This window comes from Mycoplana sp. 10N416 (genome assembly GCF_056394765.1).
In genome coordinates this window covers 281,008-307,385 of the sequence record NZ_JBFTIM010000004.1, presented here as the reverse complement: position 1 = coordinate 307,385, position 26,378 = coordinate 281,008, and the positions used below count along the sequence as shown (strand labels likewise).

At 63.1% G+C, this 26,378-nt stretch carries 25 protein-coding genes and 1 tRNA gene; 11 read left to right on the top strand and 15 right to left on the bottom strand.

All coding sequences use genetic code 11. The features are described from left to right. The 4 genes from AC1DDS_RS10750 to dapD all read right to left on the bottom strand — a co-directional run bounded on the left by AC1DDS_RS10750 (nucleotide 1) and on the right by dapD (nucleotide 3,146). Nucleotides 1–597 carry a hypothetical protein gene (locus AC1DDS_RS10750; RefSeq protein ID WP_477478895.1) on the bottom strand — a complete coding sequence of 199 codons (597 nt, stop codon included), beginning with the start codon at nucleotides 595–597 and terminating at the stop codon, nucleotides 1–3. Beyond that, on the bottom strand, nucleotides 584–1,777 hold the full coding sequence (dapE, locus tag AC1DDS_RS10745; RefSeq protein ID WP_477478894.1) for a succinyl-diaminopimelate desuccinylase: 1,194 nt from the start codon (nucleotides 1,775–1,777) through the stop codon (nucleotides 584–586). Before dapE ends, AC1DDS_RS10750 begins: the two co-directional genes overlap by 14 nt. Nucleotides 1,778–1,903: 126 nt before the next feature. Then, a complete protein-coding gene (locus tag AC1DDS_RS10740; RefSeq protein WP_477478893.1) occupies nucleotides 1,904–2,287 on the bottom strand; it encodes a DUF805 domain-containing protein in 384 nt (127 codons plus the stop codon). A 1-nt stretch (nucleotide 2,288) separates the two neighbouring features. Next, a complete protein-coding gene (gene dapD / locus AC1DDS_RS10735; RefSeq protein ID WP_477478892.1) occupies nucleotides 2,289–3,146 on the bottom strand; it encodes a 2,3,4,5-tetrahydropyridine-2,6-dicarboxylate N-succinyltransferase in 858 nt (285 codons plus the stop codon). A 217-nt stretch (nucleotides 3,147–3,363) separates the two neighbouring features. On the opposite strand from dapD, the gene AC1DDS_RS10730 reads away from it, so the two are divergent. After that, nucleotides 3,364–4,257 carry an LOG family protein gene (locus AC1DDS_RS10730; protein ID WP_310411870.1) on the top strand — a complete coding sequence of 298 codons (894 nt, stop codon included), beginning with the start codon at nucleotides 3,364–3,366 and terminating at the stop codon, nucleotides 4,255–4,257. Nucleotides 4,258–4,292: 35 nt separating this feature from the next. Here AC1DDS_RS10730 and AC1DDS_RS10725 read toward each other — a convergent pair whose 3' ends face one another. Further along, nucleotides 4,293–5,003 (bottom strand): pyrimidine 5'-nucleotidase, encoded by a 711-nt coding sequence (locus AC1DDS_RS10725; RefSeq protein WP_477478891.1) that lies wholly within the window; start codon nucleotides 5,001–5,003, stop codon nucleotides 4,293–4,295. Nucleotides 5,004–5,101: 98 nt separating this feature from the next. Between AC1DDS_RS10725 and AC1DDS_RS10720 the strand changes: the two genes are divergently transcribed. After that, on the top strand, nucleotides 5,102–6,007 hold the full coding sequence (locus AC1DDS_RS10720) for an EamA family transporter (RefSeq protein ID WP_477478890.1): 906 nt from the start codon (nucleotides 5,102–5,104) through the stop codon (nucleotides 6,005–6,007). 34 nt (nucleotides 6,008–6,041) lie between these two features. Here the strand turns inward: AC1DDS_RS10720 and argB are convergent, their stop codons facing one another. After that, nucleotides 6,042–6,929: an acetylglutamate kinase gene (gene argB, locus AC1DDS_RS10715; protein ID WP_477478889.1), complete on the bottom strand. Its 888-nt coding sequence runs from the start codon at nucleotides 6,927–6,929 to the stop codon at nucleotides 6,042–6,044. 186 nt (nucleotides 6,930–7,115) lie between these two features. Between argB and AC1DDS_RS10710 the strand changes: the two genes are divergently transcribed. After that, nucleotides 7,116–7,652: a sigma-70 family RNA polymerase sigma factor gene (locus tag AC1DDS_RS10710; RefSeq protein WP_477478888.1), complete on the top strand. Its 537-nt coding sequence runs from the start codon at nucleotides 7,116–7,118 to the stop codon at nucleotides 7,650–7,652. Then, nucleotides 7,649–8,374 carry an anti-sigma factor gene (locus AC1DDS_RS10705; protein ID WP_477478887.1) on the top strand — a complete coding sequence of 242 codons (726 nt, stop codon included), beginning with the start codon at nucleotides 7,649–7,651 and terminating at the stop codon, nucleotides 8,372–8,374. The genes AC1DDS_RS10710 and AC1DDS_RS10705 overlap by 4 nt, the downstream gene beginning before the upstream one ends. A 180-nt stretch (nucleotides 8,375–8,554) precedes the next feature. Here AC1DDS_RS10705 and AC1DDS_RS10700 read toward each other — a convergent pair whose 3' ends face one another. From AC1DDS_RS10700 to rpmH, 6 genes are all read right to left on the bottom strand, one after another. Next, nucleotides 8,555–9,085, bottom strand: a complete 531-nt coding sequence (locus tag AC1DDS_RS10700) for a DUF1269 domain-containing protein (protein ID WP_310411888.1) — start codon at nucleotides 9,083–9,085, stop codon at nucleotides 8,555–8,557. A gap of 162 nt (nucleotides 9,086–9,247) precedes the next feature. Continuing rightward, nucleotides 9,248–9,901: a ribosome biogenesis GTP-binding protein YihA/YsxC gene (gene yihA, locus AC1DDS_RS10695; RefSeq protein ID WP_477478886.1), complete on the bottom strand. Its 654-nt coding sequence runs from the start codon at nucleotides 9,899–9,901 to the stop codon at nucleotides 9,248–9,250. A 76-nt stretch (nucleotides 9,902–9,977) separates the two neighbouring features. Then, the gene (locus AC1DDS_RS10690; protein ID WP_477478885.1) at nucleotides 9,978–10,886 is read right to left on the bottom strand and encodes a DMT family transporter; all 909 of its coding nucleotides are present in this window, start codon (nucleotides 10,884–10,886) and stop codon (nucleotides 9,978–9,980) included. 162 nt (nucleotides 10,887–11,048) lie between these two features. Continuing rightward, entirely contained in the window at nucleotides 11,049–12,848 is a 1,800-nt protein-coding gene (gene yidC, locus AC1DDS_RS10685) for a membrane protein insertase YidC (RefSeq protein ID WP_477478884.1), read from the bottom strand. Further along, nucleotides 12,848–13,237, bottom strand: coding sequence for a ribonuclease P protein component (rnpA, locus tag AC1DDS_RS10680; protein WP_477478883.1), 390 nt, complete (start codon nucleotides 13,235–13,237; stop codon nucleotides 12,848–12,850). Before rnpA ends, yidC begins: the two co-directional genes overlap by 1 nt. A 33-nt stretch (nucleotides 13,238–13,270) precedes the next feature. After that, on the bottom strand, nucleotides 13,271–13,408 hold the full coding sequence (rpmH, locus tag AC1DDS_RS10675; RefSeq protein WP_108001706.1) for a 50S ribosomal protein L34: 138 nt from the start codon (nucleotides 13,406–13,408) through the stop codon (nucleotides 13,271–13,273). A 365-nt stretch (nucleotides 13,409–13,773) separates the two neighbouring features. Here rpmH and AC1DDS_RS10670 point away from each other — a divergent pair, with 365 nt between their 5' ends. The 3 genes from AC1DDS_RS10670 to AC1DDS_RS10660 all read left to right on the top strand — a co-directional run bounded on the left by AC1DDS_RS10670 (nucleotide 13,774) and on the right by AC1DDS_RS10660 (nucleotide 17,887). Then, the gene (locus AC1DDS_RS10670; protein WP_477478882.1) at nucleotides 13,774–15,777 is read left to right on the top strand and encodes a HAMP domain-containing methyl-accepting chemotaxis protein; all 2,004 of its coding nucleotides are present in this window, start codon (nucleotides 13,774–13,776) and stop codon (nucleotides 15,775–15,777) included. Between the two features lie 335 nt (nucleotides 15,778–16,112). After that, entirely contained in the window at nucleotides 16,113–17,579 is a 1,467-nt protein-coding gene (locus AC1DDS_RS10665) for an ATP-binding protein (protein ID WP_477478881.1), read from the top strand. 231 nt (nucleotides 17,580–17,810) lie between these two features. Further along, nucleotides 17,811–17,887 (top strand) — tRNA-Arg (locus AC1DDS_RS10660). A 287-nt stretch (nucleotides 17,888–18,174) separates the two neighbouring features. On the opposite strand, the gene AC1DDS_RS10655 is transcribed toward AC1DDS_RS10660, so the two are convergent. The 3 genes from AC1DDS_RS10655 to AC1DDS_RS10645 are packed head-to-tail and all read right to left on the bottom strand — an operon-like array spanning nucleotide 18,175 to nucleotide 21,649. Continuing rightward, nucleotides 18,175–19,197: a 2-dehydropantoate 2-reductase gene (locus tag AC1DDS_RS10655; protein WP_477478880.1), complete on the bottom strand. Its 1,023-nt coding sequence runs from the start codon at nucleotides 19,195–19,197 to the stop codon at nucleotides 18,175–18,177. A gap of 1 nt (nucleotide 19,198) precedes the next feature. Next, entirely contained in the window at nucleotides 19,199–20,713 is a 1,515-nt protein-coding gene (locus AC1DDS_RS10650; protein ID WP_477479015.1) for an acyl--CoA ligase, read from the bottom strand. A gap of 57 nt (nucleotides 20,714–20,770) precedes the next feature. Continuing rightward, nucleotides 20,771–21,649, bottom strand: a complete 879-nt coding sequence (locus AC1DDS_RS10645; protein WP_477478879.1) for an N-acyl homoserine lactonase family protein — start codon at nucleotides 21,647–21,649, stop codon at nucleotides 20,771–20,773. 90 nt (nucleotides 21,650–21,739) lie between these two features. Between AC1DDS_RS10645 and AC1DDS_RS10640 the strand changes: the two genes are divergently transcribed. Genes AC1DDS_RS10640 through AC1DDS_RS10625 form a run of 4 tightly spaced genes read left to right on the top strand, consistent with a single transcriptional unit; the run spans nucleotide 21,740 to nucleotide 26,302 of the window. Beyond that, nucleotides 21,740–22,738: a BMP family protein gene (locus tag AC1DDS_RS10640; protein ID WP_477478878.1), complete on the top strand. Its 999-nt coding sequence runs from the start codon at nucleotides 21,740–21,742 to the stop codon at nucleotides 22,736–22,738. A gap of 14 nt (nucleotides 22,739–22,752) precedes the next feature. Next, a complete protein-coding gene (locus AC1DDS_RS10635) occupies nucleotides 22,753–24,294 on the top strand; it encodes an ABC transporter ATP-binding protein (protein WP_477478877.1) in 1,542 nt (513 codons plus the stop codon). Continuing rightward, a complete protein-coding gene (locus tag AC1DDS_RS10630; RefSeq protein ID WP_477478876.1) occupies nucleotides 24,291–25,364 on the top strand; it encodes an ABC transporter permease in 1,074 nt (357 codons plus the stop codon). The genes AC1DDS_RS10635 and AC1DDS_RS10630 overlap by 4 nt, the downstream gene beginning before the upstream one ends. Further along, nucleotides 25,361–26,302, top strand: coding sequence for an ABC transporter permease (locus AC1DDS_RS10625; protein ID WP_477478875.1), 942 nt, complete (start codon nucleotides 25,361–25,363; stop codon nucleotides 26,300–26,302). Before AC1DDS_RS10630 ends, AC1DDS_RS10625 begins: the two co-directional genes overlap by 4 nt. Nucleotides 26,303–26,378: the final 76 nt, after the last annotated feature.

The following is a 26,378-nucleotide window of genomic DNA, read 5'->3' as shown; positions in this document are numbered from 1 at the left end:
TCAGCTCGGCAGGGTGCCGAGCGCCACCTGCAGGCCCTGACCCACCAGCAGCGGCGGCAGCACGAAAAGCGCGGTGAGCGTGGCGGCAAGCAGCGCCTGCTTGCCGAGGCACATCAACAAGAGCCGGTATTGCAGCACGATACTGGCGCCGAAGACCACATAGAGCAGCAGTCCCGAGAGCGCGGAGAAGGCCGGCACCACAAGGGCCAGTGCGAAAGGAATGGCCGTCGCATAGGCAAACGGCACCGCGATCCAGTTGCTTGCTATCACCATGGTTACCAGATGGTGGGCATAGCCCAAGGGCCGCGCCAGCACGGTCAGCAAAGCCAGCGGCAGCAGCCAGCCGACCACGTCGATCAGCAGCAGCTTCAGGATGAACTCGGCGCCGGCCGTCGTGCCCTCGGGCATGCGGCCGAGAAAATAGAGACGCCAGGATGCCCAGATGACGGCGAGCGCCGGCAGGCTCCAGGCGAAGGCCCAGAACGAACGAGCGAGCCCGCGCCAGCTCAGATCGAGCCAGCGGAACCCGTCCGGCCGCTGCCGCACGAGGTGCAAGATGCCGGTCAGGTAATGCAGGACCTCGTCAAGTGCCGGCATTTCCGAACCAGCGCGCAAGGAAGGTTTCGTAGATCATCGTCAGCGTCTCCAGATCGGCCACGGAAACGCGCTCGTCGACCATGTGCATGGTCTGGCCGACAAGGCCGAATTCCACCACAGGACAATAATCCTTGATGAAGCGCGCATCCGAGGTGCCGCCGGTGGTCGAAAGCTGCGGAACGCGGCCGATCGCCGCCTCGACCGCCGACGACAGCGAGGCAATCAGCCGGTCGTCGCGGGTCAGGAACACATGGCTCGGGCGCTCGGCCCATTTGATCTCGTAGCGTACCGGCGCCCGCCCGGGCCGCAGCCGGTCGTCGGCGGCAGCCTGGTCCAGGCGACGAACGATCTCGGCCATGACGGTTTCCGCCGTCCAGGTATCGTTGAAACGGATGTTGAAACTCGCCGTCGCCCTGGCCGGAATGACGTTGACCGCCCTATTGCCGACGTCGATGGTCGTCACCTCAAGGTTGGAGGGCTGAAAATCCGCCGTTCCCGCGTCGAAGGGCGGGTCCATCAGCGCGTCGGCAAGCGCGATTACGCTGCGCACCGGGTTGTCGGCCAGATGCGGATAGGCGGCATGGCCCTGCACGCCGTGAACGGTGACGGCACCCGACACCGAACCGCGCCGGCCGATCTTGATCATGTCACCGAGCTGGTCCGGGTTGGTCGGCTCGCCGACGAGGCAGGCGTCCCAGCGCTCACCGCGCGCGGCCGCCCATTCGAGCAGCTTGCTCGTGCCGTTGATCGAGGGCCCCTCCTCGTCGCCGGTGATCAGGAACGAGATCGAACCGTTCGGCGGGCCGTGCTTCTCGATGTGGCGGGCGACGGCGGCGACAAAGCAGGCGATGCCGCCCTTCATGTCGACGGCGCCGCGGCCGTACATTTCGCCGCCGGCGATCTCGGCGGAAAAGGGGCCATGCGTCCAGGCGGCCTCGTCGCCGACCGGCACCACGTCGGTGTGGCCGGCAAACATCAGATGCGGGCCATCGGTGCCGATGCGGGCGTAAAGGTTCTCGACGTCCGGCGTTCCCGGCTCGGACATCACCATGCGCTCGACGGTGAAGCCCGACGGCTCGAGCATCGCCGCGAGAGCCGTGAGCGCTCCGCCCTCGGCGGGCGTGACAGAGGGGCAACGGATGAGGGTGGCGAGGTTCTGGACGGGGCTTGTCGCTGTCATGATGATGCACTGCCTGCTGGCTGGGTTCGGCGCGCGAACTGCGTCGCCGTGCTCGCCTTCCGATCTAGCCGAAAGGCTTGTCGCTGTCATCAACCTTCGCCGGGTGCTTGGCCGCCCCCGCGCGGGCTAGTCCTTTGGCCGGTCCGGCACGATCCCATATGCATTCGGCCCCGGCGTGCCGGGCCAGACCATGAAGGCGATCAGCGCGAAGATGGAGATGGCCGGCACGAACAGGCACAGGACGAGCGGCGCCGGGAGCGCCATGTCGTGCAATCGCTTGATCGTCAGCATCACCGAGGAAAGGGTCGAAACGACGCCGACTGCGAAAAACAGCAGTGTCCAGGTAACGAACGCCGGCTCCTCATGCGGCGTCATCACCATGCGGGTGAGAAAGGCCGCAGCGAGCGCCATCCAAAAGCCCCAGGCCAGCGCGTAGGGCAAACGGGACAGGCGGCCGGACCAGCCGAAGAAGAGCCATGTGAGGCTCGGAGCCTGGTCCGGCCTTCCCATATCAATCCCTGAGCAGTTCGTTGATGCCGGTCTTGGAGCGGGTCTTTTCATCGACGCGCTTGACGATCACCGCGCAATAGAGGTTCGGCGCCGGCTGGCCATTGGCCATCGTGCCGCCGGAGGGCATGGAGCCGGCGACGACCACCGAATAGGGCGGCACTTCGCCATACATGATCTCGCCAGTGGCGCGATCGACGATCTTGGTGGACTTGCCGATGAAGACGCCCATGCCGAGCACCGAGCCCTCGCGCACGATGCAGCCCTCGACCACCTCGGAGCGGGCGCCGATGAAACAATTGTCCTCGATGATCGTCGGACCGGCCTGCATCGGCTCCAGCACGCCGCCGATGCCGACGCCACCAGACAGATGCACGTTCTTGCCGATCTGCGCGCAGGAGCCGACGGTGGCCCAGGTATCGACCATGGTGCCCTCGCCGACATAGGCGCCGAGGTTGACGAACGACGGCATCAGGATCGCGTTCGGGGCGATGTAGGCCGAGCGGCGGACGACGCAGTTCGGCACCGCGCGGAACCCTGCCTTCTCGAATTCGTTGACGCTCCAGCCGTCGAACTTGGAAGGAACCTTGTCCCACCAGACCGACGCGCCCGGACCACCGGGGACGATCTCCATCGGATTCAGCCGGAAGGACAGCAGCACCGCCTTCTTGAGCCATTGGTTGACCGTCCAGTTGCCGTCAGTCCCGCGCTCGGCCACCCGTGCCTTGCCGCTGTCGAGAAGGTTCAATGCTGCCTCGACGGCGTCGCGGACTTCGCCGCGCGTCGCGGTATTGACCGTTTCGCGCTGCTCAAAAGCACGTTCTATGATGGCTTCAAGGGCGGAGACATTGGAGTTGTTCATCGGAATTCCTTAAACTTCGGCCACTATCCTGACGTATCGGGAATGTCGGAGGGGGCGTGATTTTCCGGTGCCAAGTCCTAGAGCATGATCCCGGAAAGTTGAAGCCCTTTTCCGGCAGACGGTGTCGCGACGGCGTCGGTGGAATGCTACAGCCGGAAATAGCGCGATTGACACAGAAGAACAGGCCGGCGCGCAGGCCATCGAAACGGAAAGTGAAATGGCACGACTGAAGAAGAAGAACCTCCGCAACAAGAGCGGCGTATGGGATCCCCTAGCGGACAGCGCGTTCGACAAGCATAGAGCCTCAGTCGTTCCACAAACACCGCAGTCGACCTCCGGCGCCTACCGGCTCGCCTATGCGGACGACGAGTTTCTCTGCCGCGAGGAACTGCGGCCGGTCCGCCTGCAGCTGGAATTGCTGAAGGTCGAGATGATGCTCACCGAGCGTGGCATCAATTCGACGATCGTGATGTTCGGCGGCGCCCGCATTCCCGCCCCCGGCATGGAGGCATGGGCGGCGCGCAACGAGACCCAGCGGAAAAACCTCGAGGCCGCCTCGGTCTATTATGAAGAGGCGCGCAAGTTCGCGAAACTCTGCTCGGCACGCTCGGCAGAGACAGGCTACAAGGAGTTCGTCGTCGTGACCGGCGGCGGCCCCGGCGTCATGGAAGCGGGCAACCGCGGCGCAGCGGAGGCCGGCGCGCCGTCGATCGGCTTGAACATCGTCCTGCCGCACGAGCAGGCCCCGAACGTCTATGTGACGCCCGATCTCAGCTTCAACTTCCACTATTTCGCCGTGCGCAAGATGCACTTCCTGCTACGGGCGAAGGCCGTGACCGTGTTCCCCGGCGGCTTCGGCACGCTGGACGAACTGTTCGAGACGGTGACGCTGATGCAGACCGGGCGCATGGCGCTCGTGCCGCTGATCCTGTTCGGCAAGGAGTTCTGGAACTCGATCATCAATCTGGAGGCACTGGCCGAGTTCGGCACGATATCGCCGAGCGATGTCGAGCTGATGCAATTCGTCGACACCGCCGAGGAGGCCTGGGAGATTATCGAGACCTTCTACGAAAAGCTCGACAAGGAAGCCAATTCCGGAAACGGGAAGTGATAATCGGGCTGGCCGTCGGAATTCGACGGCCGGCCTCAATCGCCGAGCAAACGGGTCAGAAAGTCGGTGAGGTCCGACGTCGTGTAGTCGATGTGCCGGTCCTCGTCGGTTTTCTTTTCCCAGGCATCGCCGAATTCGTGGCTGTCGTCGCGCGGCATCAGGAGCACGGTCTTCATGCCAAGCGCCTTCGGCACCAGCAGGTTGCGCGGCAGATCCTCGAACATGGCGGCGTGCGCCGTATCGACGCGATGCAGCGCCATGAACTTGTCGTAGGTGCTGCCAGCCGGCTTCGGCACGTATTCCGCGGCGACGATATCAAAGATGTCGTCGAAATGGTCGAGGATGCCGAGCGCGCGCGCCGTCATCTCGGCGTGCCTGACGCTCCCGTTGGTGAAGATGAACTTCCGCCCCGGCAGCGCCCGGATGGCTTCGCCAAGATGCGGATCCGGTGACAGCACGCCGTAGTCGATCGCGTGCGCCATATCCAGGAACTCCGACGGATCGATGCCATGGTGGATCATCAGGCCCTGCAGCGTCGTGCCGTGCTCCAGATAATAGCGCTTCTGGATCGCCCGCGCCTCCTCGCGTGACAGGCCGAGCAACGTGGAGACATAGCTGGTCATGTTGCGGTCGATCTGGGCGAAGAGATCGATGTGATGGGGATAGAGCGTGTTGTCGAGGTCGAACACCCATTCGGTGACATGGGCAAACTCGGAACGGGTCGGAAGGCGGTGCGTCTCGGTCATGGGCGCCCTTATGACACGGGAGCAACAAGAAGCAAAAAGGAATCGTCATTGCGGCAGCGCCGATGGATTTGGTCCGGCCGCCATGCTAGCCGGCTGGCATGGAAGCCTGGATCATCATCACCATTTGCGCCGCGTTCCTGCAGAACCTCAGATCGGCGCTGCAAAAGTACCTGCGCAGTTCGTTGGGCACGACCGGCGCGAGCTTCGTCCGCTTCGGTTACGGCTTTCCGATCGCCATCGTCTATGCTGCTGCGCTTCATTATTTCGCTGGCTACGAATTTCCCACGCTCAATGCGGAGTTTGCCGTCTGGTCGGTTATAGGCGGGCTGGCGCAGATCTTCGCGACCATTCTGCTCGTCTACCTGTTCTCGCTGCGCAACTTCGCCGTCGGTACCGCCTATTCCAAGACCGAACCGGTGCAGGCGGCGATCTTCGGCCTGATCCTGCTCGGCGAGCGGCTGACGCCGAGCGCCGTCGGCGCCATCATCGTCGGGGTCCTCGGCGTGATGCTGATCTCCGTTGCCCGCATGCCGCTGTCCTGGCGCAACCTGCTCGTCGCCATGACCGGGCGCACGGCGATGATCGGCATCGCCTCGGGCGCCGTCTTCGGCATCTCGGCCGTCGCCTATCGTTCGGCGGCGCTGTCGCTGGGCGGACCCAATCCGATCATGCAGGCGGCGGTGACGCTTGCCTGCGTCACCACCTTCCAGACCGTTTTCATGCTCGTCTGGATGACAATCAAGGACCCTGCCGAGATCGGCCGGGTCGTGCGATCCTGGCGCTCATCGTCTCTGGTGGGGCTTGCAGGCGTCACCGGCTCGGCCTGCTGGTTCACGGCGATGGCATTGCAGCAGGTCGCCTATGTGCGCGCACTCGGCCAGATCGAACTGCTTTTCACCTTCGCCGCTTCCTGGCTCGTCTTTCGCGAGCGCATCAACCGCATGGAGGTGGCCGGCTGCCTGCTGATCGTCGCTGGGATTCTGCTGTTGCTGATGTGGAAATGACGTAAGCCGGATTGTCCGATCCGGCCCCGTTTCATCAAGGAACGATCAGCGTGCCGGCACCGCGCTCGGTGAAGAGCTCGAGCAGGACCGAGTGGGCCGTCTTGCCGTTGAGAATGACGACACCCTGCACGCCTGCGCCGATCGCCTCGATGCAGGTCTCGACCTTCGGGATCATGCCGCCGGAGATCGTGCCGTCCTTGATCAGCGCGCGAGCTTCGGCGACAGACAGTTCCTTGATCAACTCGCCCTGCTTGTTCAGCACGCCCGGGACGTCGGTAAGGAAGAGCAGGCGCACCGCGTTCAGCGCACCGGCGATGGCACCGGCGAAGGTGTCGGCGTTGATGTTGTAGGTGTGGCCGTCGCGGCCGGGCGCCACCGGCGCAATGACCGGGATCATCTCGGACTTCGCCAAAAGGTCGATCAGCGTGCGGTCGACCTCGACCACCTCTCCGACAAAGCCGAGGTCGAGGATGCGCTCGATGTTGCTGTCCGGGTCGACGACGGTCTTCTTCGCCTTTTCGGCGAACACCATGTTGCCGTCCTTGCCGCAAAGGCCGATCGCCCATTCGCCAGTCTGGTTGATCAGCGCCACGATCTCCTTGTTGATCGAGCCCGCGAGCACCATTTCGACGATTTCGACGGTCTTCTCGTCAGTGACGCGCAAGCCGCCTTCAAATTTCGATTCGATCCCCATCTTCGTCAGCATGGCACCGATCTGCGGGCCGCCGCCGTGGACAACCACGGGGTTGACGCCGGACTGCTTCAGAAGTGCTATGTCGCTGGCAAAAGCCTTGCCCAGTTCGGCATTGCCCATGGCATGGCCGCCATATTTCACGACGATCGTCTTGTTTTCATAGCGCTGCATGTAGGGCAGAGCCTGCGCCAGCAGCCGCGCCTGGGTTTCGCTTTCGGTCAGGGACATGGGGGCCTCGCAAATCTAGTCGGGCGCCTGTTTAACGCATGTTGCGTGACGATGGAATGATGGAGACCGGGCGCCTGCCAAATTCATCCTTTCTGCTAGGGGGCGGACAACTGCACCACTCCACGACCGCCTGATATGCTCCTTCCGGATTTGGAAAGCTTCGCCCCGCCAGCCAGGAATCCGCCCGTGCGTGACGACGAAATTGCCTATCTGATCGGGCGGATCTGCCTCAAGGACAGGCAGGCATTTCGCCGCTTGTACGATTTAACCAGCGGAAAATTCTTCGGTATCTGCCTACGCTTGCTGCGCAGGCGCGAAGATGCCGAGGAAGCGTTGCAGGAGATCTATCTGAAAATCTGGCAGCAGGCGGATCGCTTCGCACCCGGCGAAGCGAGCGCATTTTCCTGGCTTGCCGCCATTGCGCGTCGCCATGCGATCGAGGTGATCCGGGCGCGAAGACCAGTGGCAAGCAACATCGAGGAAGCATATGATATCGTCGATGTCGAACCCGGACCCGAGGCAACCGCCGTTGTTGGTTCCGAGGGTGGACGTGTCGGGACATGCCTGCAAAGGCTCAAGGCCACGGATGCTTCAGTGGTACGAAAAGCCTATGTGGAAGGATTGAGCTACGAGGAGCTCGCCACGCTCTATGGCATCCCGGTCAACATCGCGAAGGGCTGGCTTCGACGAAGCCTGCTGGAACTGAGAGTAGCTGAACCATGACATCGTCTGACCAGAACAACAGGGATCCGCGCCGCGATGAAGTGATCGCCGGCGAATATGTCCTTGGTGTTCTTTCGGCCGAGGACCGCCGCAAGGTCGAAGACCGGCTGCGCAGCGACCGCGCCTTCGCGGCGATGGTCAACCGTTGGGAAGAAAACCTCTCGGCCATCAACCAGGAACTCGAAACGGTGACGCCGCCGGCTCGGGTCTATGCCGCGGTCGAACATCAGCTCTTCGATTCATCCACGGGCGATGCCGGCATGTCGGTCTCCGGTACAATCTGGACCTCGCTTGTGTTCTGGCGCTCGGCAGCGTTTGCCTCCCTCGCCGCCGTTGCCACCTTTCTCATCGCCTGGTCGGGAGTACTTACGCCCTCGCCCGCAAAACGGCTTGTCGCGGAACTCTCGGGCAAGGACAGCCCGATCGCCCTGGTGGCGCATTACGACGAAGCCAACGGCATGCTGAGTCTCACCCCAACAGCGACTGCGCAGGATGGCGCGAAATCGCTCGAACTGTGGCTGGTGCAGGAGGGACGGCCACCGGTCTCGCTCGGCGTTCTCCCGCAGTCCGGCGAGGGATCGTTGAGCATCCCTTCAGCCATGCGCTCAAGGTTGACACGCGACGCCCTGCTTGCGGTAAGCGTCGAACCGCCCGGCGGTTCTCCCACGGGCGCCGCGACCGGCCCCATCATCGCCTCCGGCAAGGCCCAGCCATTCCGCTGACCCGGGAAAAACCCGCTCGGCGTCTTAAGCCGGCCTCAGAACCGCGATGAAGGATTGGCTGAACTGCGGCACCAGATCGCGGTTCATATTCACGGCCGTGCGATCTCCTCGCTGCGACGGCAAGCGAGGAGAAAGAAGAGTGCTCGGGCGGCTCGCGCCACCTGAGCATCCGCATGTCGTTCAGGAAGCTGCGGGGGCGGCGGTGGCCCCGGATAGGGCCGCCTGCAGCTTCGCTTCCTGCTCCGGCGACAGCGACGTCTTCAGAACCCGGCCGCGCAGCCCCTCGAACTCGGCCAAAACCTTTTCGGGCTGCACCTTGCGAACCAGGACGAAAAGAGCGGAAGAATTGTTCGCAATCGTATCGCCCAGAGACTTGATGAAATTGTCATCGATACCGTAGTCCGTGAGCGAACCGGAAAGCGCCCCTGCGCCCGCCCCGACCGCGCCGCCGATCGCAAACCCGGCCAGCGGGTTCAGGAACAGAAGCCCGACCAGGCCGCCCCAGAGAGCACCGGAGAGCAGGCCGGAGGAAGCCCCGATCGCCGTCAGGTTGAGGCTCTGCTTCAGATGGACCTTTCCCGCGGCGTCGCGCACGACGACCACCGCATCCTCCAGGTCGATCAGATATTCCTTTTTCAGTCCGTTCAACTTCACAAGGACCTTGTCGGCTTCGTCGGGCGTATCGAATCCTATTACGATCAAATCAGACATTTGCGTGCTCCAGTTTGCGACCGTGGCGGCAAGGCCGCCCACGAGCAGCTTCCAAGCAAAGCTGCGTCCCCTTGCGCGCCAGTAAGCGCGCTGCACAACGAAAATAGGGCAGAATTCATCACCGGGTAGTGACGTCGATCAACTGAATTCGCTTTTGACTTTTCAGCGCGCGATGGTCGTCTCGATCGCCTCTCGCAGCATGTCGAGGCCCCTGCTCTTCTCGGACGAGGTGGCAAGGATCTCCGGATAGGCGGCCGGGCGCTTTCGGATCTTCTCCGTCGTCTCTGCCACGAGTCGCGGAACGCCCGCTTCCTTGATCTTGTCCGTTTTGGTCAGGACGAGTTGGTAAGACACCGCCGCCTTGTCGAGGAGGTCGAAGACGTCCTCATCGTTCTTCTTGATGCCGTGGCGGCTGTCGATCAGGACATAGACGCGCTTGAGCGTCGAGCGTCCGCGCAAATAGTCGAAGACCAGCTTGGTCCATGCGTCGACCTGCTCCTTGGGCGCCTGCGCATAGCCATAGCCCGGCATGTCGACGAGCGCCATCGGCGGGAGATCGCCTGCCTCGCCGGAATAACCGTCCGGAACGAAGTAGTTGAGCTCCTGGGTCCGCCCGGGGGTGTTGGAGGTGCGCGCCAGCCCCTTGTGGCCGACCAATGCATTGATCAGCGAGGACTTGCCGACGTTGGAGCGGCCGGCGAAAGCGATCTCCGGCGGCCCCTCCGGGGGGAGGAACTTCATGGCGGGCACGCCGCGAATAAAGATCCACGGCCGGCCGAAGAGCGGTTTGTCGTCGCCGGAATTAGTCGAAGTCATCGTCTGGCCTTTCAGAGCTGTCGGCTCCGGCTTCACGGTTTCGGCGATCAAAGTCAAGCGGCAACCGGGCCGGGCTTCAGCGCCGCAGCTGGCGCCACATCTCCAGGCCGAGATAGCACAGCAGCGCTGCCAGCACGATGATGCCGCCGACGATCGTCCGCTCGCCCGGGATCTCGGCCAGGAAGAGCGCAACCCAAAGCGGCGCCAAAACGGTTTCCGCGGTGCCGAGCAGCGCGGCAAGCGCCGAGGGAACCAGCCGGGCGCCCGTGACGAACAGCGCAAGACCCAGGCCGAAATTGAACGCGCCGAACACGACAAGTATCCCGAGCTCGGACAAGCTGACGGAATAGTCCGCCGCCTGCATCGCTGCCATACCGCAAGCCAGCACCGTTCCGGTGAAAACCGCCGGCGTCATCCGCACGTGGGAAAACCGCCGGGTAATCACGGTGGCGGACGCGAAGGCAAAAGCGATCAGCAGTGCGAGCGCGTCTCCGATCGGCGAGACCGTGCCGGTGACCGACCCTGAGACCATGACCCCGACACCGCAAATGACGACGGCAATCGCGACCCAGGTGTGCAGCGCTATTCGTTCACGAAACAGTACCCAGCTCATCAGCGCCGCGATCAGGGGAACACTCGCCTGGATCAGGAGGATGTTGGCAACCGTGGTGTGGGCGAGCGCAAGAATGAAGGACGTCGAGGCGGTGGCGAAGCAAACACCGACGGCCAGCCCCGGCAGGCCCATTCCGGAAAACAGCTTTACTGTCCCACGCGGGCCGTCGCGCACAAGCATGAAACCGAGAAGGAAGACGGCGGCGAAAAGCGCGCGCCAAAACACCACCGTCCAGCCGTCCTCGATGTCGAGGAGGCGGGCGAGCGTCCCGCCGAAGCTCCAGACGATTGCCGAGCCTAGCACGAGTGCGGCGCCATAGACCCGGCTGCGGGCTTCTGGGTTGAGGTTGGGGTGAGTCACGGATGCGGACATTCTTGCGCTCGGCAACATGGGAACGCTGACAGCATAAGCAGAATGACTGTCGGGACAGCCGCGTAACAGCGACATCAAGGTGCCGCAAGTGTGGAAATAGGGGTAGCGAAAAGAATGAAGCCCCGGAGACCGGGGCTTCGATAATGGCGGACGCGGATCCGGCTATTTTGCCGGATCGGCTTTCTTGCCGAATATGCCCTTCAGGTTGCTGAACAGCTCTACCTTGACACCATGGCGCTTCATGATGACCGCCTGCTGGATGATGGAAAGCGTGTTGTTCCAGGCCCAGTAGATGACGAGACCGGCGGGGAAACTTGCCAGCATGAAGGTGAAGATGACCGGCATCCAGGTGAAGATCATGGCCTGGGTCGGATCCGGCGGCGTCGGGTTCATGCGCATCTGCAGGAACATGGTGACGCCCATGATCAGCGGCCACACGCCGATCAGCAGCATATGCGGCACCTCGAAGGGCAGCAGTCCGAACAGGTTGAACAGCGATGTCGGGTCCGGTGCTGAGAGATCCTGGATCCAGCCGAAGAACGGCGCATGGCGCATTTCGATGGTGATGTAGATGACCTTGTAGAGGGCGAAGAACACCGGGATCTGCAACAGGATCGGCCAGCAACCGGCCAGCGGATTGATCTTCTCCTCCTTGTAGAGCTGCATCATTGCCTGCTGCAGGGCCATTTTGTCGTCGCCGAACTTGGCCTTCAGCTCTTCCATCTTCGGCTGCAGCCGCTTCATGTTCGCCATCGAGGCGTACTGCTTGCTGGCAAGCGGGAAGAACACGCCCTTGACGACGATCGTCGTGATCAGGATGGCCACGCCGAAGTTGCCGAAATAGCGGAAGAAGAAGTCGAGCAACTGGAACATCGGCTTGGTGAAGAACCAGAACCAGCCCCAGTCGATCATCAGGTCGAAGCGGGGAATGGAGAGGTTCGTCTTGTAGCTGTCGATGACCGGCACTTCCTTGGCACCGCCGAACAGCATGTTCTTGACCTCGGCCTTCTGTCCCGGCGCGATGGTGATCGCGTCCTGGCGGAAATCCGCCTGGAAGCGCGCCCGGCCGTCGGTAAAGTGCGAGAAGCGCGTCTGGTAGGGGACCGTCTGCGGCGGGATCAGCGCGGTCGCCCAGTACTTGTCGGTGATGCCGAGCCAGCCGCTCGTGGCCGTACCCGGCTCTATCGTCGTGTCCTTTTCGGCGGCCGAGTATTTCACCTCGTGCAGGCCGAGCGCACCGAGATAGCCGATGAAGCCCTCGTGCAGGACGTAGACGCTTGGCGTCGTGGGCTTGGAGAAGCGGGTGATGCGGCCGTAGCCGGAGATCGAAAGGGGCGCGTCGGTGGTGTTCTCGATCGAGTCGACGACCTGGAACATGTAGTGCTCGTCGACCGAGATGGTGCGGACGAACTTGACGCCCTTGTCGTTGGTGTAGGTCAGCGTCACCGGGGTGCTCATGGTGAGCTTGCCGGTGCCCTCCTGGGTCCAGACCGTCTGCGCGCCCGGCACCTGGCCGGTGGAGTCGTTGCCGACATAGCCGACCTCGGCGAAATAGCCGTGTTCGGTCTCGGCCGGGCTCAGCAGCGTGATGATCGGGCTTGTGCGATCGACGGTCTCGTGGAACTCGCGCAGCTTCAGGTCGTCAAAGCGCGCACCCGCCAGGTTGATGGAGCCGAGCAGCGCGTCTGTCTCGATCGCGATGCGCGGCGAGGCGGTGACAGCAGCCTCGCGGCTTTCCGCCGTTGCGCCGGGAACCGCGGCGCCGGAGGGCGACGGTGTCGTTGTCGTTGTCGTGGCCGCCGAGCCCGCGGCCGCATCCGGCTTGGCTTTGTCCAGCTCCGCCTGCATCTCGGCGACCGTGCGCTCGCGCTCGATCTTCGGATTGACGTAGAGGAACTGCCAGGCGATCAGGATCAGCACCGACAGCGCAATCGCCACGAAATAATTGCGGTTGTTTTCCATCATTCTTTCCCGGGGCCTGCGGAAGCCGGCCTCTTGTGTTTTTGTCTGTTGCTGATGCGCTCGCGAAGGCGGTCCTGCAGTTCTGCGAAGGACGCATGAAGGATGTCGCGCCTGGCGACAATGACATAATCGTGTCCGGGCTGCATTGCAAACCCGGCAGATAGCCGCACCGCCTCCTTCAAACGCCGGCGCATGCGATTGCGCTCGACGGCGTTGCCGTGCTTCTTCGTGACGGTGAAGCCGACGCGCGGCGGTGTGTCCGGCTCGAGCCGGTCGCGCATCTCAAGGAGAAACAGCGGCCCCTTGCGCTTCTCACCCTCACGCACACAAAGAAACTGCGGGCGGCTTTTCAGCCGTCCGACAGTCAGTTTTTCGTCATTCTTCGTCATTGCCCGGCAATCTCGCTTCGGGCAAGCGCGGCCTTAGGCCGAAAGACGCTTGCGGCCGCGTGCACGGCGGGCGGAAAGAACCGCGCGACCGCCCTTGGTGGCCATGCGGGCACGGAAGCCGTGGCGGCGCTTGCGAACAAGCTTGGAAGGCTGATAGGTACGCTTCGACATTTATTTAATACCGCGGTGTGCGGCCCTTCTTGGGTTTGCGTTTAAGCAAGGAGCGTTACGTTCGCGGACACGGAATCCCCAGCGGAATGCCGAGCCTGTCCGAACGTGGGCGGCTTATAGGGCGAAAGCCGCCGGAAAGTCAATTCCAGGCATCCGGGCCACCTTGATCGAAACGCCTCGCTGCAGAATCGCAGACCTCCACACCAGCCTGAAACTGGACGTCTTGAAGTTGCGTTCAAAAACAAGGCTATCAGCCCGTCGCACACCGCAATCAATAGAATTCTCATTAACTTTTAACGGGTAGCGTTCGCAAGATACGCGCCGTTGGGTCGCGTCTTCTACAGTGCATTTTGGGGGTGCCGCATATGAAGATACGTACGAAAATCTACCTCATTGTCGGAGTCATGGGGTTGATTTCGATCCTCATCGGCGGCATGGCGCTTGGCGTCGTCTACCAATACGATCAAAAGCTGCGGCAATATGAGAACGCCGCTGACCGCGCCTATCTGGGTGAACACCTGAACCGCCAGGTCACCGCCGTGGTCATGGAAGCTCGCGGCGTCTACAGCTCGGACACGACCGACGAGGCCAAGAAATTCGCCGACGGCATCCTGAAGCAGCTCGACGGCATCGACGAGACCTTGAACGAATGGAAGCCTATGGTTCCGCAGGCGCAAATGGCGGCGTTTGAAGCCGTCGTCAGCCGCGCGGCGGAATTCCGCACCTTCCGGGCCGAAACCGCCCGTCTCGGTACCGAAGCCTCGCCGGCGGCCGCCAACGAACAGGGCAACAACGACGCGAACCGCGCCAACCGCAAGGCGTTCCAGGAGGAGATCGACGCGGTCGTCCAGACTGACCGCGAGAACCTTGACGCGATCAAGGCCGATATCTCGGCCTTCGAGGCGATGATGCTGACGCTCGTGCTTTCGACCATCGTTCTCGGGCTGGCCGCGGGCGGCGGGGCTGCCTTTTATGTCGCCACCAACCAACTCAGCCGTCCGATTCAGAACGTGACCGAGACGATGAAGAAGCTCGCCTCGGGCGATCTTTCGACGGAAGTCCCCTACGGTGGCCGGAAGGACGAAATTGGCGACATGGCCGCCGCCGTCGCCGTGTTCCGCCAGAACGCCATCGAGGTGCGCGACCTGAACGCCCAGGAACTGGTCCTGCGCGAGAAGAGCGCCGATCTGCAGTCGAGCATCGCAACGGTGGTGAATGCCGCCGCAGCGGGCGATTTCAAGCAGCGCATCACCAAGGATTATGGCAACGACGACCTGAACCAGTTCGCCGCAAGCATCAACGAATTGGTGGGCAGCGTCGATGCCGGTATCAACGAGACCCGCCGCGTCATTGCGTTGCTCGCCGAGGGGGACCTGACCGGCACGATGAACGGCTCCTTCCAGGGTGCCTTCGCCGAGCTACAGACGAACGTCAACAACACGCTGGCGACCCTGCAAAGCGCAATGCGCGACGTCCGCGCGTCGACCGACTCGATCCACGCCAACTCGGGCGAGCTGCGCACGGCCTCGGACGATCTTTCCAAGCGCACCGAGCAGCAGGCTGCTGCGCTGGAGGAAACCTCGGCCGCACTCGAGGAGATCACCGCGGCCGTGAAGAACTCGACCGAACGGGCCCAGGAGGCCACCGTCATGGTGGGTGAGGCCACCCGCAGCGCCAAGCAGTCCGGCGAGGTCGTTCGCAATGCCGTCGATGCCATGGGCCGCATCGAACAGGCGTCGAGCGAGATCACCCAGATCATCAACGTCATCGACGAGATCGCCTTCCAGACCAACCTGCTCGCCCTGAACGCGGGCGTGGAAGCCGCGCGCGCTGGCGAAGCCGGCAAGGGCTTTGCGGTCGTCGCCCAGGAGGTGCGCGAACTTGCCCAGCGCGCCGCCAGCGCGGCCAAGGACATCAAGGGGCTCATCACCAAGTCCAGCGACGAGGTTGCGGTTGGGGTGAAGTATGTCCAGGCGACCGGCGAGTCGCTCTCGGACATCGAGACCCGCGTGTTGAAGATCGACGAATACATCCACTCGATCGCGACGGCCGCGCGCGAACAGGCGACCGGTCTCCACGAGGTCTCCACCGCCGTAAACCAGATGGATCAGGTCACGCAGCACAATGCGGCGATGGTGGAGGAAAGCTCGGCTGCGACCCACAAGCTCAACGCCGAAGCCGACAGTCTTGCAAGCCTCGTCTCACGCTTCCGGACCGGCGGCGCCCAGCAATATGCCGTCTCGGCGCAGGCGACGCACCGGCCGGTCGCCTCTCCCGCACGTCGGATGATGGGCAATGTCGCGCGCGCCTTCAGTGGCCGCGGCGGCGCTGCCCAGGCGGTTGCCCAGGAGGGGTGGGAGGAGTTCTGATCCCACCGCGCATTCATCTTGCCAAGGGCGGCGGGTCATTCCGCCGCCCTTTCTCATTGCGACGGGCTTCTGTGACCGCAACCGGGCCCCCGCCTCTTGCGGGAAGCAGCATCAACGCGATCTGCGAAATGCGCATTGGTCGCTGTCCGGTTGGAAAGTACCATTACATCCCTTATGATGGTGCTTGAAACCAAGGCGCGCGGCACGCGCGGAGCCGAGGCAGCGAAAAGGCGACAGCCTGCAGCAGGCATCGGAGCATCACGCGCCCCGGCGGCCAAGGAGGGTTCGTCGCCAGCATACCGCCATGACGATCGCGGAATGGCCAGGAGTCCGCCATGAAGGATAACGAAGCCCACCCGATGCTGGGCGATGTGCCAATGCCGAGCGCGCTTTCCGGTCTATCCGGCAGGTTGCTGCTGCTGACGGTCGCCTTCATCATGCTGGCGGAAGTGCTGATTTTCGTTCCCTACATTGCCAACATGCGGGTGCGCTGGCTCGGCGACCGCCTGAACACCGCCGCCGCGGCGGCGATCGTCGCCGACGGTTTTCCCCAGCAGGACCTGTCACGCACACTGCAAGACGAAACGCTGCTGGCGACAGGCACGAAGGCCATCGTGTTGCGGCGCCAGGACGCCTCGCGGCTGATTGCGATCGCCGACATGCCCCCCAAGGTGGACGCACAGTATGACCTCGCAGCGGTGGAACCGATCTCGGCGATTCGCGACGCATTCGATACGCTGATCTTCGGCGGCGATCGCATCATCCGCGCCTATGGCCCGATCGGAGACAGCGATGCAACGATTGAAATCGTGCTCGCGGACAAGGCGCTGCGCAGGGCGATGCTGGTGTATGCGCGCAATGTTCTCTTCCTCACCGTCGTCCTGTCTGCGATTGCCGGGGGCGTTGTTTTCCTGGGTCTCAATCGGATGCTGATCCGGCCGATCCGCCGGATGACGGGCAGCATGCGCGAGTTTGCCGCCGATCCGACCGATCCGGCCCGCGTGCTGCAGCCGTCCGGGGGCCATGACGAACTGGCGGTCGCCGGCGTCCACCTGGCGGAAATGCAAAGAGCTCTGCAAGGAACGCTGCGGGAGCAGAAGAACCTCGCCGACCTTGGGCTTGCAGTCTCGAAGATCAACCATGACATGCGCAACATCCTCTCGTCCGCACAATTGATGTCGGACCGGCTGGCCGATGTGGACGATCCCGTCGTCAAGCGCTTCGCGCCGAAGCTCCTGCGGACGATCGACAGGGCCGTCGGCTACACCACCGACGTGCTTGCCTATGGCCGGATGCGCGAGCCGGCACCGCGTCGCCGATTCCTCCCGTTGAAGCCGCTGGTGATGGATGTTTCGGAGATGCTCGCAATCGATCCGCTTTCGGGAATCGACTTCATCCTGCAGATCGACCCGGGCCTTGAGGTCGACGCCGACAGCGAGCAGCTCTTCCGCGTCATTCACAACATCTGCCGCAACGCCTTCGAGGCGCTGACACAGCATCAAGAGCGTGACGGCGGCCGGCTGACCGTCTCGGCGGTCCGGACCGGCAGCGTCGTCTCGATCACCATCGACGACACGGGGCCCGGCATGCCGGCCAAGGCCCGCGAGCACCTGTTCACCGCCTTTCACGGTTCTGCTCGCTCGGGCGGCACGGGCCTTGGCCTCGCCATCGCCCGCGAGCTGGTTCTTGCCCATGGCGGGACGATTGCGCTTGTGGAGAAAGCGGCCAAGGGCACGCAATTCCGCATCGAGCTTCCCGATCGTCCGGTTCCGCTGGCGGCCTTTCGCAACAAGGCGTCCTGACGCGCGCCCTACTCTTTCAGCCTCCTTGCCGTGAAATCTTTGGTTTTCGCGTTCTTTGTCCGAAACCAACCGCCACTTTCGGGAGACCTCGTCTGCCGCGTTGATCGCCGCGCGCCACGCAGACCAGACTTGCATCATGTGCAACTTTTTTTTGGAAAAGGCGCTTGCATTAAATCAGCGGACCATTTAGGTACTCGCTCGCAGCCGGGCGACACGCCCACCGCTGAAAACGCACCCGTAGCTCAGCTGGATAGAGCACCAGACTACGAATCTGGGGGTCAGGAGTTCGAATCTCTTCGGGTGCGCCATTTCTCTTCAAAACTGCGATCAGCGGGCCACCAGTCATTGCCTAGTGGATAGCGGCTTGCTTCCGATGATCCTGACCGGCTTGTCCTCGACCTCATCGATGACGGCCTGGATATTGGCCTTTTACGGAAGGGAATGTCGCCGGATGTGATGTTCTCGCACATCATCCTGCCGTGCGTTCCGACTTGGCTTCCACGCGCCTCTTGTCAGGGCGGGTCGAAGGTGCAGCCTCAGGCACGCACCCGATCCCTTCGCCTAAGTCGGAAAACAAGGGTTGTCACGCGCGCCGTCAGGATTGGGGGCGTATCGCGACTTCGATCCGCGGTCTGCGGTCGTAGAGCCCAAGCACTTGACCCTGCAAGCGTAGCAGTGCCGTGACGCTGTCAAGGCTGGGGGTGGCAATGCCGAGCCGCCGGGCCACTTCCAGCACGGAGGAAACCAACGGATCGATTTCCATCGGCCGGCCGAGTTCCACGTCGTGGCGGGTGGAGGGCTTGTGCCCGACAATATCGGTGCCACCCTTGATGCGCTGCTCGATGGTCACACCGAAGCGCGCGCCCACCGCCTCGCCCACGGCCTTGCATTCCACCATCATGTCGTGAATCAGGCGGCGGCAGGCGTCATCGGCGCCGATGACGTCGAGGCTGGCGCCGGTCAGTGCCGAGACTGGATTGAAGGAGCAGTTGCCCCACAGCTTGATCCAGATCTCGTCGCGCAATCGCGCCTTTCTGGGAGCCCTGAGGCCGCCGGCGATCAACATCTCGGAAAGCAGCTGCAGTCGCGCGCTGTCCGAACCGTCGGGCTCGCCCAGGGTGAAGCGGTCGCCGCTAACGTGGTGGATGACGCCCGGCTCCGGGACATCGCAGGCCGGATAGACCACGCAGCCGATCGCCCGTTCAGGGCCGAAGAATTTCCACTGCGCGCCCCCGGGGTCGACACTTTCCAGCCAGGTCTCATCCAGCACCGTTCCCGTCTTGGCGGCGTGAAAATACCACCACGGCAACCCGTTGACAGCAGGCACCACCGTCGTGTCTTTTCCCAAAAGCGGCTCAAAGCGCTCGACAACCGCCGGCACGGCATGCGCCTTCATGCCGACGATGACGTAATCCTGCTCGCCGAGTTCACGCGGATCGTCTGTGGCGCGGATGCGGCAGGTCTGCTCCTCTCCGTCCTTCCGCAGCGTCAGGCCAGAGGCCTGCATGGCCGCCAGATGCGGCCCGCGCGCCACCACCGAAACGTCCGCGCCGGCCTTCGCCAGAGACACAGCGAGATAGCCGCCGATAGCCCCCGCCCCGAATATGCACATCCTCATCTCAGAGCTCTCCCAGATCGAGCAACTTGGCCAATCCTATGCGCTGGACCTTGCCGGTCGCGCCCTTCGGTACTTCGTCGAGGAACACGATCTTCCTCGGCACCTTGTAGGCTGCGAGCGCCTGGGCCGCAAAACCCTGCAACTCGGCCGCCGAGAGGTTTGCACCGTCCACCAGCACCACGGCCGCCGCCACCTCCTCGCCGAGCGACTTGTGCGGCATGGCGAAGGTCACGGCCTGGCGGACCGAAGGGTGCTCAAGCAACACATCGTCCACTTCCAGCGGCGACACCTTCTCCCCGCCCCGGTTGATGATCTCCTTGATGCGCCCGGTGATCTTGAGGTAACCGTCGGCATCAAGAAAGCCCTGATCGCCGGTGCGGAACCAGCCGTTGGTGAAGCTGGCGGCGATGGCCGCGGGATTGTTTTCGTAGCCGACGGTGACATTGGCGCCACGGATGCAGACCTCTCCTTCCTGTCCCACCGGAACTGGTGCGCCGCCCAGGTCGATGATGGAGATCTCCGGTCCGGCGGCCCGACCGACGAAGCCCGGCCTCTGCTCACCCGGCGGGAGGGGATTGGAGGCCATCTGGTGCGCGGCCTCCGTCATCCCGTAAGCCTCGATCACCGGGCAGTGGAAGGTCTCTTCCAGGGCCTTGAAGACGGCCGGCGGCAGCGAGGCCGAGGACGAGCGCACGAAGCGCAGCCTCATCTGCGTCACCGCCTCGGGGTTTCGTTCAGCCCGCTGCAGGATGGCCTGGTGCATGGTGGGCACCGCTGAATACCAGGTCGGCTCCTCCTCTGTTGCCCAGCCGAAAAAACGCAGGGCGTTGAAGCCCGGCGAGCAGCAGATCGAGGCCCCTGCCGTCACCGAGGCCAGCACCACCGCCATCAGCCCATGGATATGGAACAGCGGCATGATGTTGAGGCAATGGTCCTGCGGCGTCAGTTGCAACGTACCGGCGATGTTGTTGGCGGAAGCGAACAGGTTGGCCTGCGATAGCGGGACGACCTTGGGTCGCGACGTCGTGCCGGAAGTATGAAGGACCAGCGCCTCGTCGCCAGGACCGGGCGGCACGCAGCCGGCCTCCTCGGGCCACAGCGAAAAGACACCAGCCGGCGCGTCCGCTTCCACCGCGATCTCCGCGACGGCAATGCCGAGATGCTCGGCCGCCGCCCGCACGGGATTGTCCGATCCGGCATCCACCAGCACCAGCTTCGGCCGCAGGTCGGAGAGATAGAATTCGTATTCGGCCTGCCTGTAAGCCGGGTTCAGCGGTGCCGCCGACAGGCCCGACGCAATCGCCACGAAGGCCGAGGCCATCTCCGGACCGTTGGGCAGCACGATCGCCACCCGGTCGCCCGCGCCGATGCCGCGAGCCGCCAGCTGTCGGTGGATGCGCCCCACGAAATCGCGCAGCCCGCGATAGGTCTGTGCCACGCGCCCCGGTGCAGTCAGCGCGATAGCGTCATCCGCAGCCCCACGAAGCAATGATAGAACAGTGTTTACCAACTCCAGCTCCCTTCAGCTGTCGTGTGTCTCTCGCCCTATCGAGCGCCGGTGCGATCCGAGTGGTCAGTCGTAAAATTCGGGGGCCAGTCGAAGAGTTTGCACCCGTACCGGATCATGCAGCAGGATGAGTTCTGCGGACCGTGCCTCAGCGATCGCCTTCAGTTTGCGGATGGAGGCGAGCGCGGCCACATCGTCGCAACTCTCCCCTGGGAGAACCTCATCCTCGAAGTTCTCCCAAAGGTCTCCCGCGTCAGCAGTCAGAACCTTCACGCCACCCTTCGGCAGGGTCACGACAAGAGACTGATGTCCCGGCATGTGGCCGCGGGTGAAGACCCCCTCGATCCCCGGCATCAACTCCCAATCACCGTCGACGATCTGCCATTTCATGTCCGGGAAATCGAAATCGTCGTTGAACACGGCGAGGTTGCCGTGGTTCGAAAATGCGAACTCATGCTCCAACCGCTGGATCCAGATCCGTGCGTGCCGAAGGTGCTTTAGGTTCCCGGTATGGTCGCAATGAACATGACTGAGAACAACATCGCTGATATTGGCCGGCGATACGCCGACGGCGGAGAGCTGTGCAAGGAAATCATGTTCTGGAAGCACGATCGGCGGTGCGAGCCACCCGCGGCTCATGAAAAGGCTTTCGCGACGAACCGGATCGCGGATGTTGTCGACGTTCACGCCTGTATCGAAGAGGACGAAGCCTCGCTCGGTCTCGATCAGATAGGCACAGATGGGTTCTGACATGACGAAGCGAGCGCCACGGTCACGGGTCGACACCGTCTTGGGGATGATTTCATAACCGAGCAGCAAGACCGTTATTTTACTGACAAGAGTCACAACTTTCCCCCGCATGTGTGCATCCCAATATGACATCAGTAGCCCCGCCGATTTTTTGCATTTTTTTAAATTCGACGCTAATTTTTGCAAACTCAGCACGATATTTGCGAATTCTTGGCATCAACACACCGATAAAGTTCTTCCTGAGGGACACAGTCACCATAAGGTGATGGCTATCGGGAGGAACGGATGAACAAGACGCGACGCGAACTGCTTACGCTTACCGCACTTGGGTTGGGCGCCTGGGCAACGGGGCTCCCTGCCGCCAGGGCTGCCACCACCTCCCCCCGTATCCGCGCAATCTTCGAAACGCCGATGGAGGAGCCTTTCGTCACGCAGCTCCACCTGGCGATGAGCCGCATCGCGAAGGAGGCCAACCTCGACTACAAATATTCGGAGTCGGTCAAGGCCGCCGACTTTTCCCGTGTGCTGCGCCAGTGGTGCGAAGAAGGAATCGAGCTGATCGTCGGCGACGCCTATGGAACGGAACAGGCCTGCCGGCGTGTCGCCGGCAGCTATTCCGAAACGGCGTTCACGCTGGGCTCTGCCATGGGCCCGACCGGCCCGAACGTGTCGACCTTTTACGGCCAGAACTATGAGGCCGCCTATCTTGGCGGCATGCTGGCAGCTGGCCTCTCCAAGTCCGGCAAGATCGGCGTCGTCTCGGGCATCGCCGTGCCGACCACCTACGGCCTTCTCAATGCCTACCGGGCCGGCGCCAAGGAAATGAAACCCGACATCCAGATGAAGGCGGCCTATATCGGCTCCATGTTCGACCCGCCGAAGGCCAAGGAAGCCACCATCGCGATGGCCGATCTCGGCGTCGACGTGGTGTTCGCCGAACGCATCGGCGTCATCGAGGCCGCGACCGAACGTCAGATGATCGCCATCGGCAACATGACCGATCAGTCGGCAATCAATCCGGCAACGGTGGTCAGCAGCGTGATCTGGGACCCCTACCCGATCATCAAGGCTTCGGTGGATGCGGTGATGTCCGGCACCTTGACCGCGAAGGACTACAGCACGATCGAAAACGTCGCCAACGGCGTGAACTACCTGGCGTCATACAAGGAGTTCGAGGACAAGGTGCCCGCCGAGCTGAAGGCGGCGATCGAGGCCAAGTCCAAGGAGATAGCGAGCGGGGCCTTTACCGTCGCTTACGACACCAACGAAACCAAGTCCGACTGATCGGCGGCAAACCCTTGTCGATCTGCAACGACGCACCAATTCTGTCGCTTTCCGGCATAACCAAGCGTTTCGCCGGCGTGACGGCGAACAAGGCCGTCGATTTCAACCTGCATCGTGGGGAAATCGTCGGCCTTCTCGGAGAGAATGGCGCCGGCAAGACCACCCTCATGAACGTGGTCTTCGGACTTTACCGTCCGGACGAGGGCGCCATCCGCATAAGCGGCGAACCCGCCAGCATCGGCAACACTGCCGATGCCATCGCGCTTGGTATCGGCATGGTACATCAGCACAGCCACGCAGTGGGGCGCCATACCGTACTTGAAAACCTGATGGCGGGCCTGCCGGGCCGCTACGGCCTGCTGGATCGTCGTTCGGCATTGAAACGGCTCTCGGTGATTGGCGATGCCTACGGCCTCCGCCTCGATCCGGATCGGCTGGTGGGCAGTCTCGCGGTCGGAGAGCGACAGCGCCTCGACATCATCCGCGCCCTCTTCCGCAAGGCGCGGGTGTTGATCCTGGACGAACCGACTTCCGTGCTCACGCCGCAGGAGACGGAGGGGCTGTTCGCCGCCTTGCGAGCCCTCAAGGCCGACAAGGTGGGTATTGTCTTCATCAGCCACAAGCTCAACGAAGTGCGTGCCATCACCGATCGCGTGGTGGTCATGCGTCGGGGTGAAGTGGTTGCCGCCGTGGCCAACGACGGCACCCTGACCAATCTCGATCTGGCCTCCCTCATGTGCGGGCACGAACCGGAGCGCGTGGTTCGCGAGCCGCGCGAACAGGGAGAGACGCGGCTTTCGATCAGAAAGCTCAGGCTTGACAAGCCGAAGCTGGAGAAACAAGCCGGCGCGCCAATCGATCTGGATATCCATGCCGGCGAGATCGTCGGCATCGCGGGCGTGTCCGGCAACGGGCAGGTCAGATTTGCAGAGACGGTCGGCGGCGTGGAGACGATCGCCGAAGGTGAGATACGGCTCAACAACAAGCCGATCGGGAACCCGTCGCCGCGGCGCATGCAGGCCGAGGGACTGGCCTACATTCCCGAAGACCGGATCGGCGCCGGTCTCGTGGGCGCGCTCCCGGTAGAGGAAAACCTGGTTCTGTCGCGCTTTACCGAGGCACCGTTTGCGCGCCACGGATGGCTCGACTGGCGTGCCATTAAGGACTTCGCCACCAGGCAGATCGCAGCTTATGACGTTCGCCCGCCAAATCCGCAAGCGCTCGTGGGCCTGTTGTCCGGCGGCAATCAGCAAAAGGCGATCGTCGCACGGGAACTGGCGTTCTCGCCGCGTATCCTCGTCATCGCGCAGCCGACGCGCGGACTGGATGTTACGGCCATCGCCTTCGTTCACCGGGCGCTGATGAACCTGCGCGACCAGGGTTGCGCAATCATGCTCATATCTGACGATCTGGACGAACTCTTCCAACTCTCCGACCGCATTGCAGTCATGTATGAGAGCGAAATCGTCTGTGACGTTCCCATCGAGGTGGCGACCATCGCCACGATCGGCCTTGCCATGAACGGCGGCACCAAGACCCATGGTGCTAGCGCATGAGGTTGATTGCCAAGCAACAGCAGACCTCCCGCCGGCGCGACGCGATGATGCCCGTGCTTGCCGTTGCCGCCAGCCTCGCCATCTGCGGTGTGCTCATCCTTATCGCGGGGGCCAACCCGTTCACCGCTTTCGGGATCATGGTTTCGGCTGCATTCGGCGGGAAATTGGCGCTGACGGAGACCTTGGCGCGCGCCGCACCGCTGATGTTGTCAGGGCTTGCCGCGCTCGTGGCGCTGCGCACGCGCTTCTGGAACATCGGCGGCGAAGGACAGATCATCGTCGGCGCGATGGCGGCGGCATGGATCGGTGCCCTCCCCCAATTGCCGACACCTCTGCTCATTCCAATGATGCTCATCGGCGCGGCGCTGGCCGGTGCCGCGCTCGCCGCCGTCCCGGCGACCCTGAAGACCCGATTGGGCGTCGATGAAGTCGTCAGCACCCTCATGCTCAACTTCATCGTCATGTATGTGATGATGGCACTGCTGTCCGGCATTTGGAAAAACCCGGTGACGGGATGGACCAACAGTCCCGACATCCTGCCTGCGGCGGAATTCCCCGTGTTCTGGAGAGGCACGAGGCTGCACCTCGGCGTCCTCGTTGCGTTCCTCGCCGTCGGCGTCATCGGCGTCCTGATGAAGTACACGACATTGGGGCTTTCGATGAAGATCGTGGGCGAAAACGCGAAGGCGGCACGCCATGCCGGCCTCAATGTTGCCCGGGTCACGCTGCTTGCGGCGATGCTATCGGGCGCCCTTGCGGGACTGGCCGGTGCAGGCGAGGTGGGCGGCATCCAGTTTCAGGTCATCGCGTCGATTTCCTCCGGCTATGGCTATGCCGGCATCGTCGTCGCCATGCTGGCACGACTTTCCCCCGCGGGAATCATACCTGCCGCACTGTTTCTGGCAGCGGTCACCACAGGAGCGGATGAAATGTCGAGGCAGACGGGCGTTCCCTTCTTCATCGCCGACGCGATGCAGGGGATCTGCCTCATCGCCGTGCTCGTCGCGATGACGCTCTCGCGTTACCAGATCCGCTTTCGCCCAACCTCCGACAGCAAGGCCAGCCCATGAACATTTTCGACATCGTCATGGATATCGGCTTCTTCGCCGCTGCCGTGCGGCTCGCCGTTCCTCTCCTCCTCGGAACGCTGAGCGAACTCACGGCGGAACGGTCCGGCGTTCTCAATCTGGGGATTGAAGGGATGATGCTTTCCGGCGCCCTGGCCGGTTTCGGTACCGCGTCGGCGACCGGCTCGTTGTGGCTCGGCGTCACCGCCGCGATCGGGGTGGGAATGCTGGTTGGCGCGCTGATGGCGCTGCTAGTGGTCACGCTCCGGCTTGACCAGACGGTCACCGGTCTCGGCGTCAGCCTGATGGCCACCGGACTGGTGTTCTATAGTTATCGCCTGGGCTTCGGCGAGAGCAGCACGCCGCCGGCAATCACCCCGTTCAGCACGATTCCCCTGCCTTTCCTGTCGGACATACCCTTCATCGGCCCGGTCTTCTTCAACCAGTATGCCCTGACCTACCTCGCCTACCTGCTGGTGCCGGCGCTTGCCTTCTTCCTGTACCGAACACCAGCGGGCCTGGCTCTGCGCTCCGTGGGAGAAAACCCGCAAGCCGCCGCCGCCGCCGGCATCGACCCGATCAGGGTCCGCTTTCTCGCCCTGATCGCGGCCGGCGGGCTCGCGGGCCTTGCCGGTGCCTATCTCAATCTGGCAGCCTTCGGCTCGTTCACCTTCGGCATCATCGCGGGGCGTGGCTGGATATGCCTGGCGCTTGTCGTGCTCGGACGGTGGAATCCGATCGCCTGCGCTGGAGCAGCATTCCTGTTCGGGGCCGTGGACGCACTCCAATTGCGCTTGCAAGCAAGCGGAGCCGTCGACCTGCCCTATCAGCTCTTCCTGGCGCTGCCTTACGCCGCAACACTGGTCGCGATGATCCTCAACGCCAGCCGGGCCGTCGGCCCGACCGCCCTGATGCAGCCCTACGACGCCGAGCAGCGGTAGAATGAATTGATCTAGTCAGGGCGGCGTGTCAGCAGCCGCCTGACGATAGCGACTGCCGCGAAAGCGCGCCGCGATC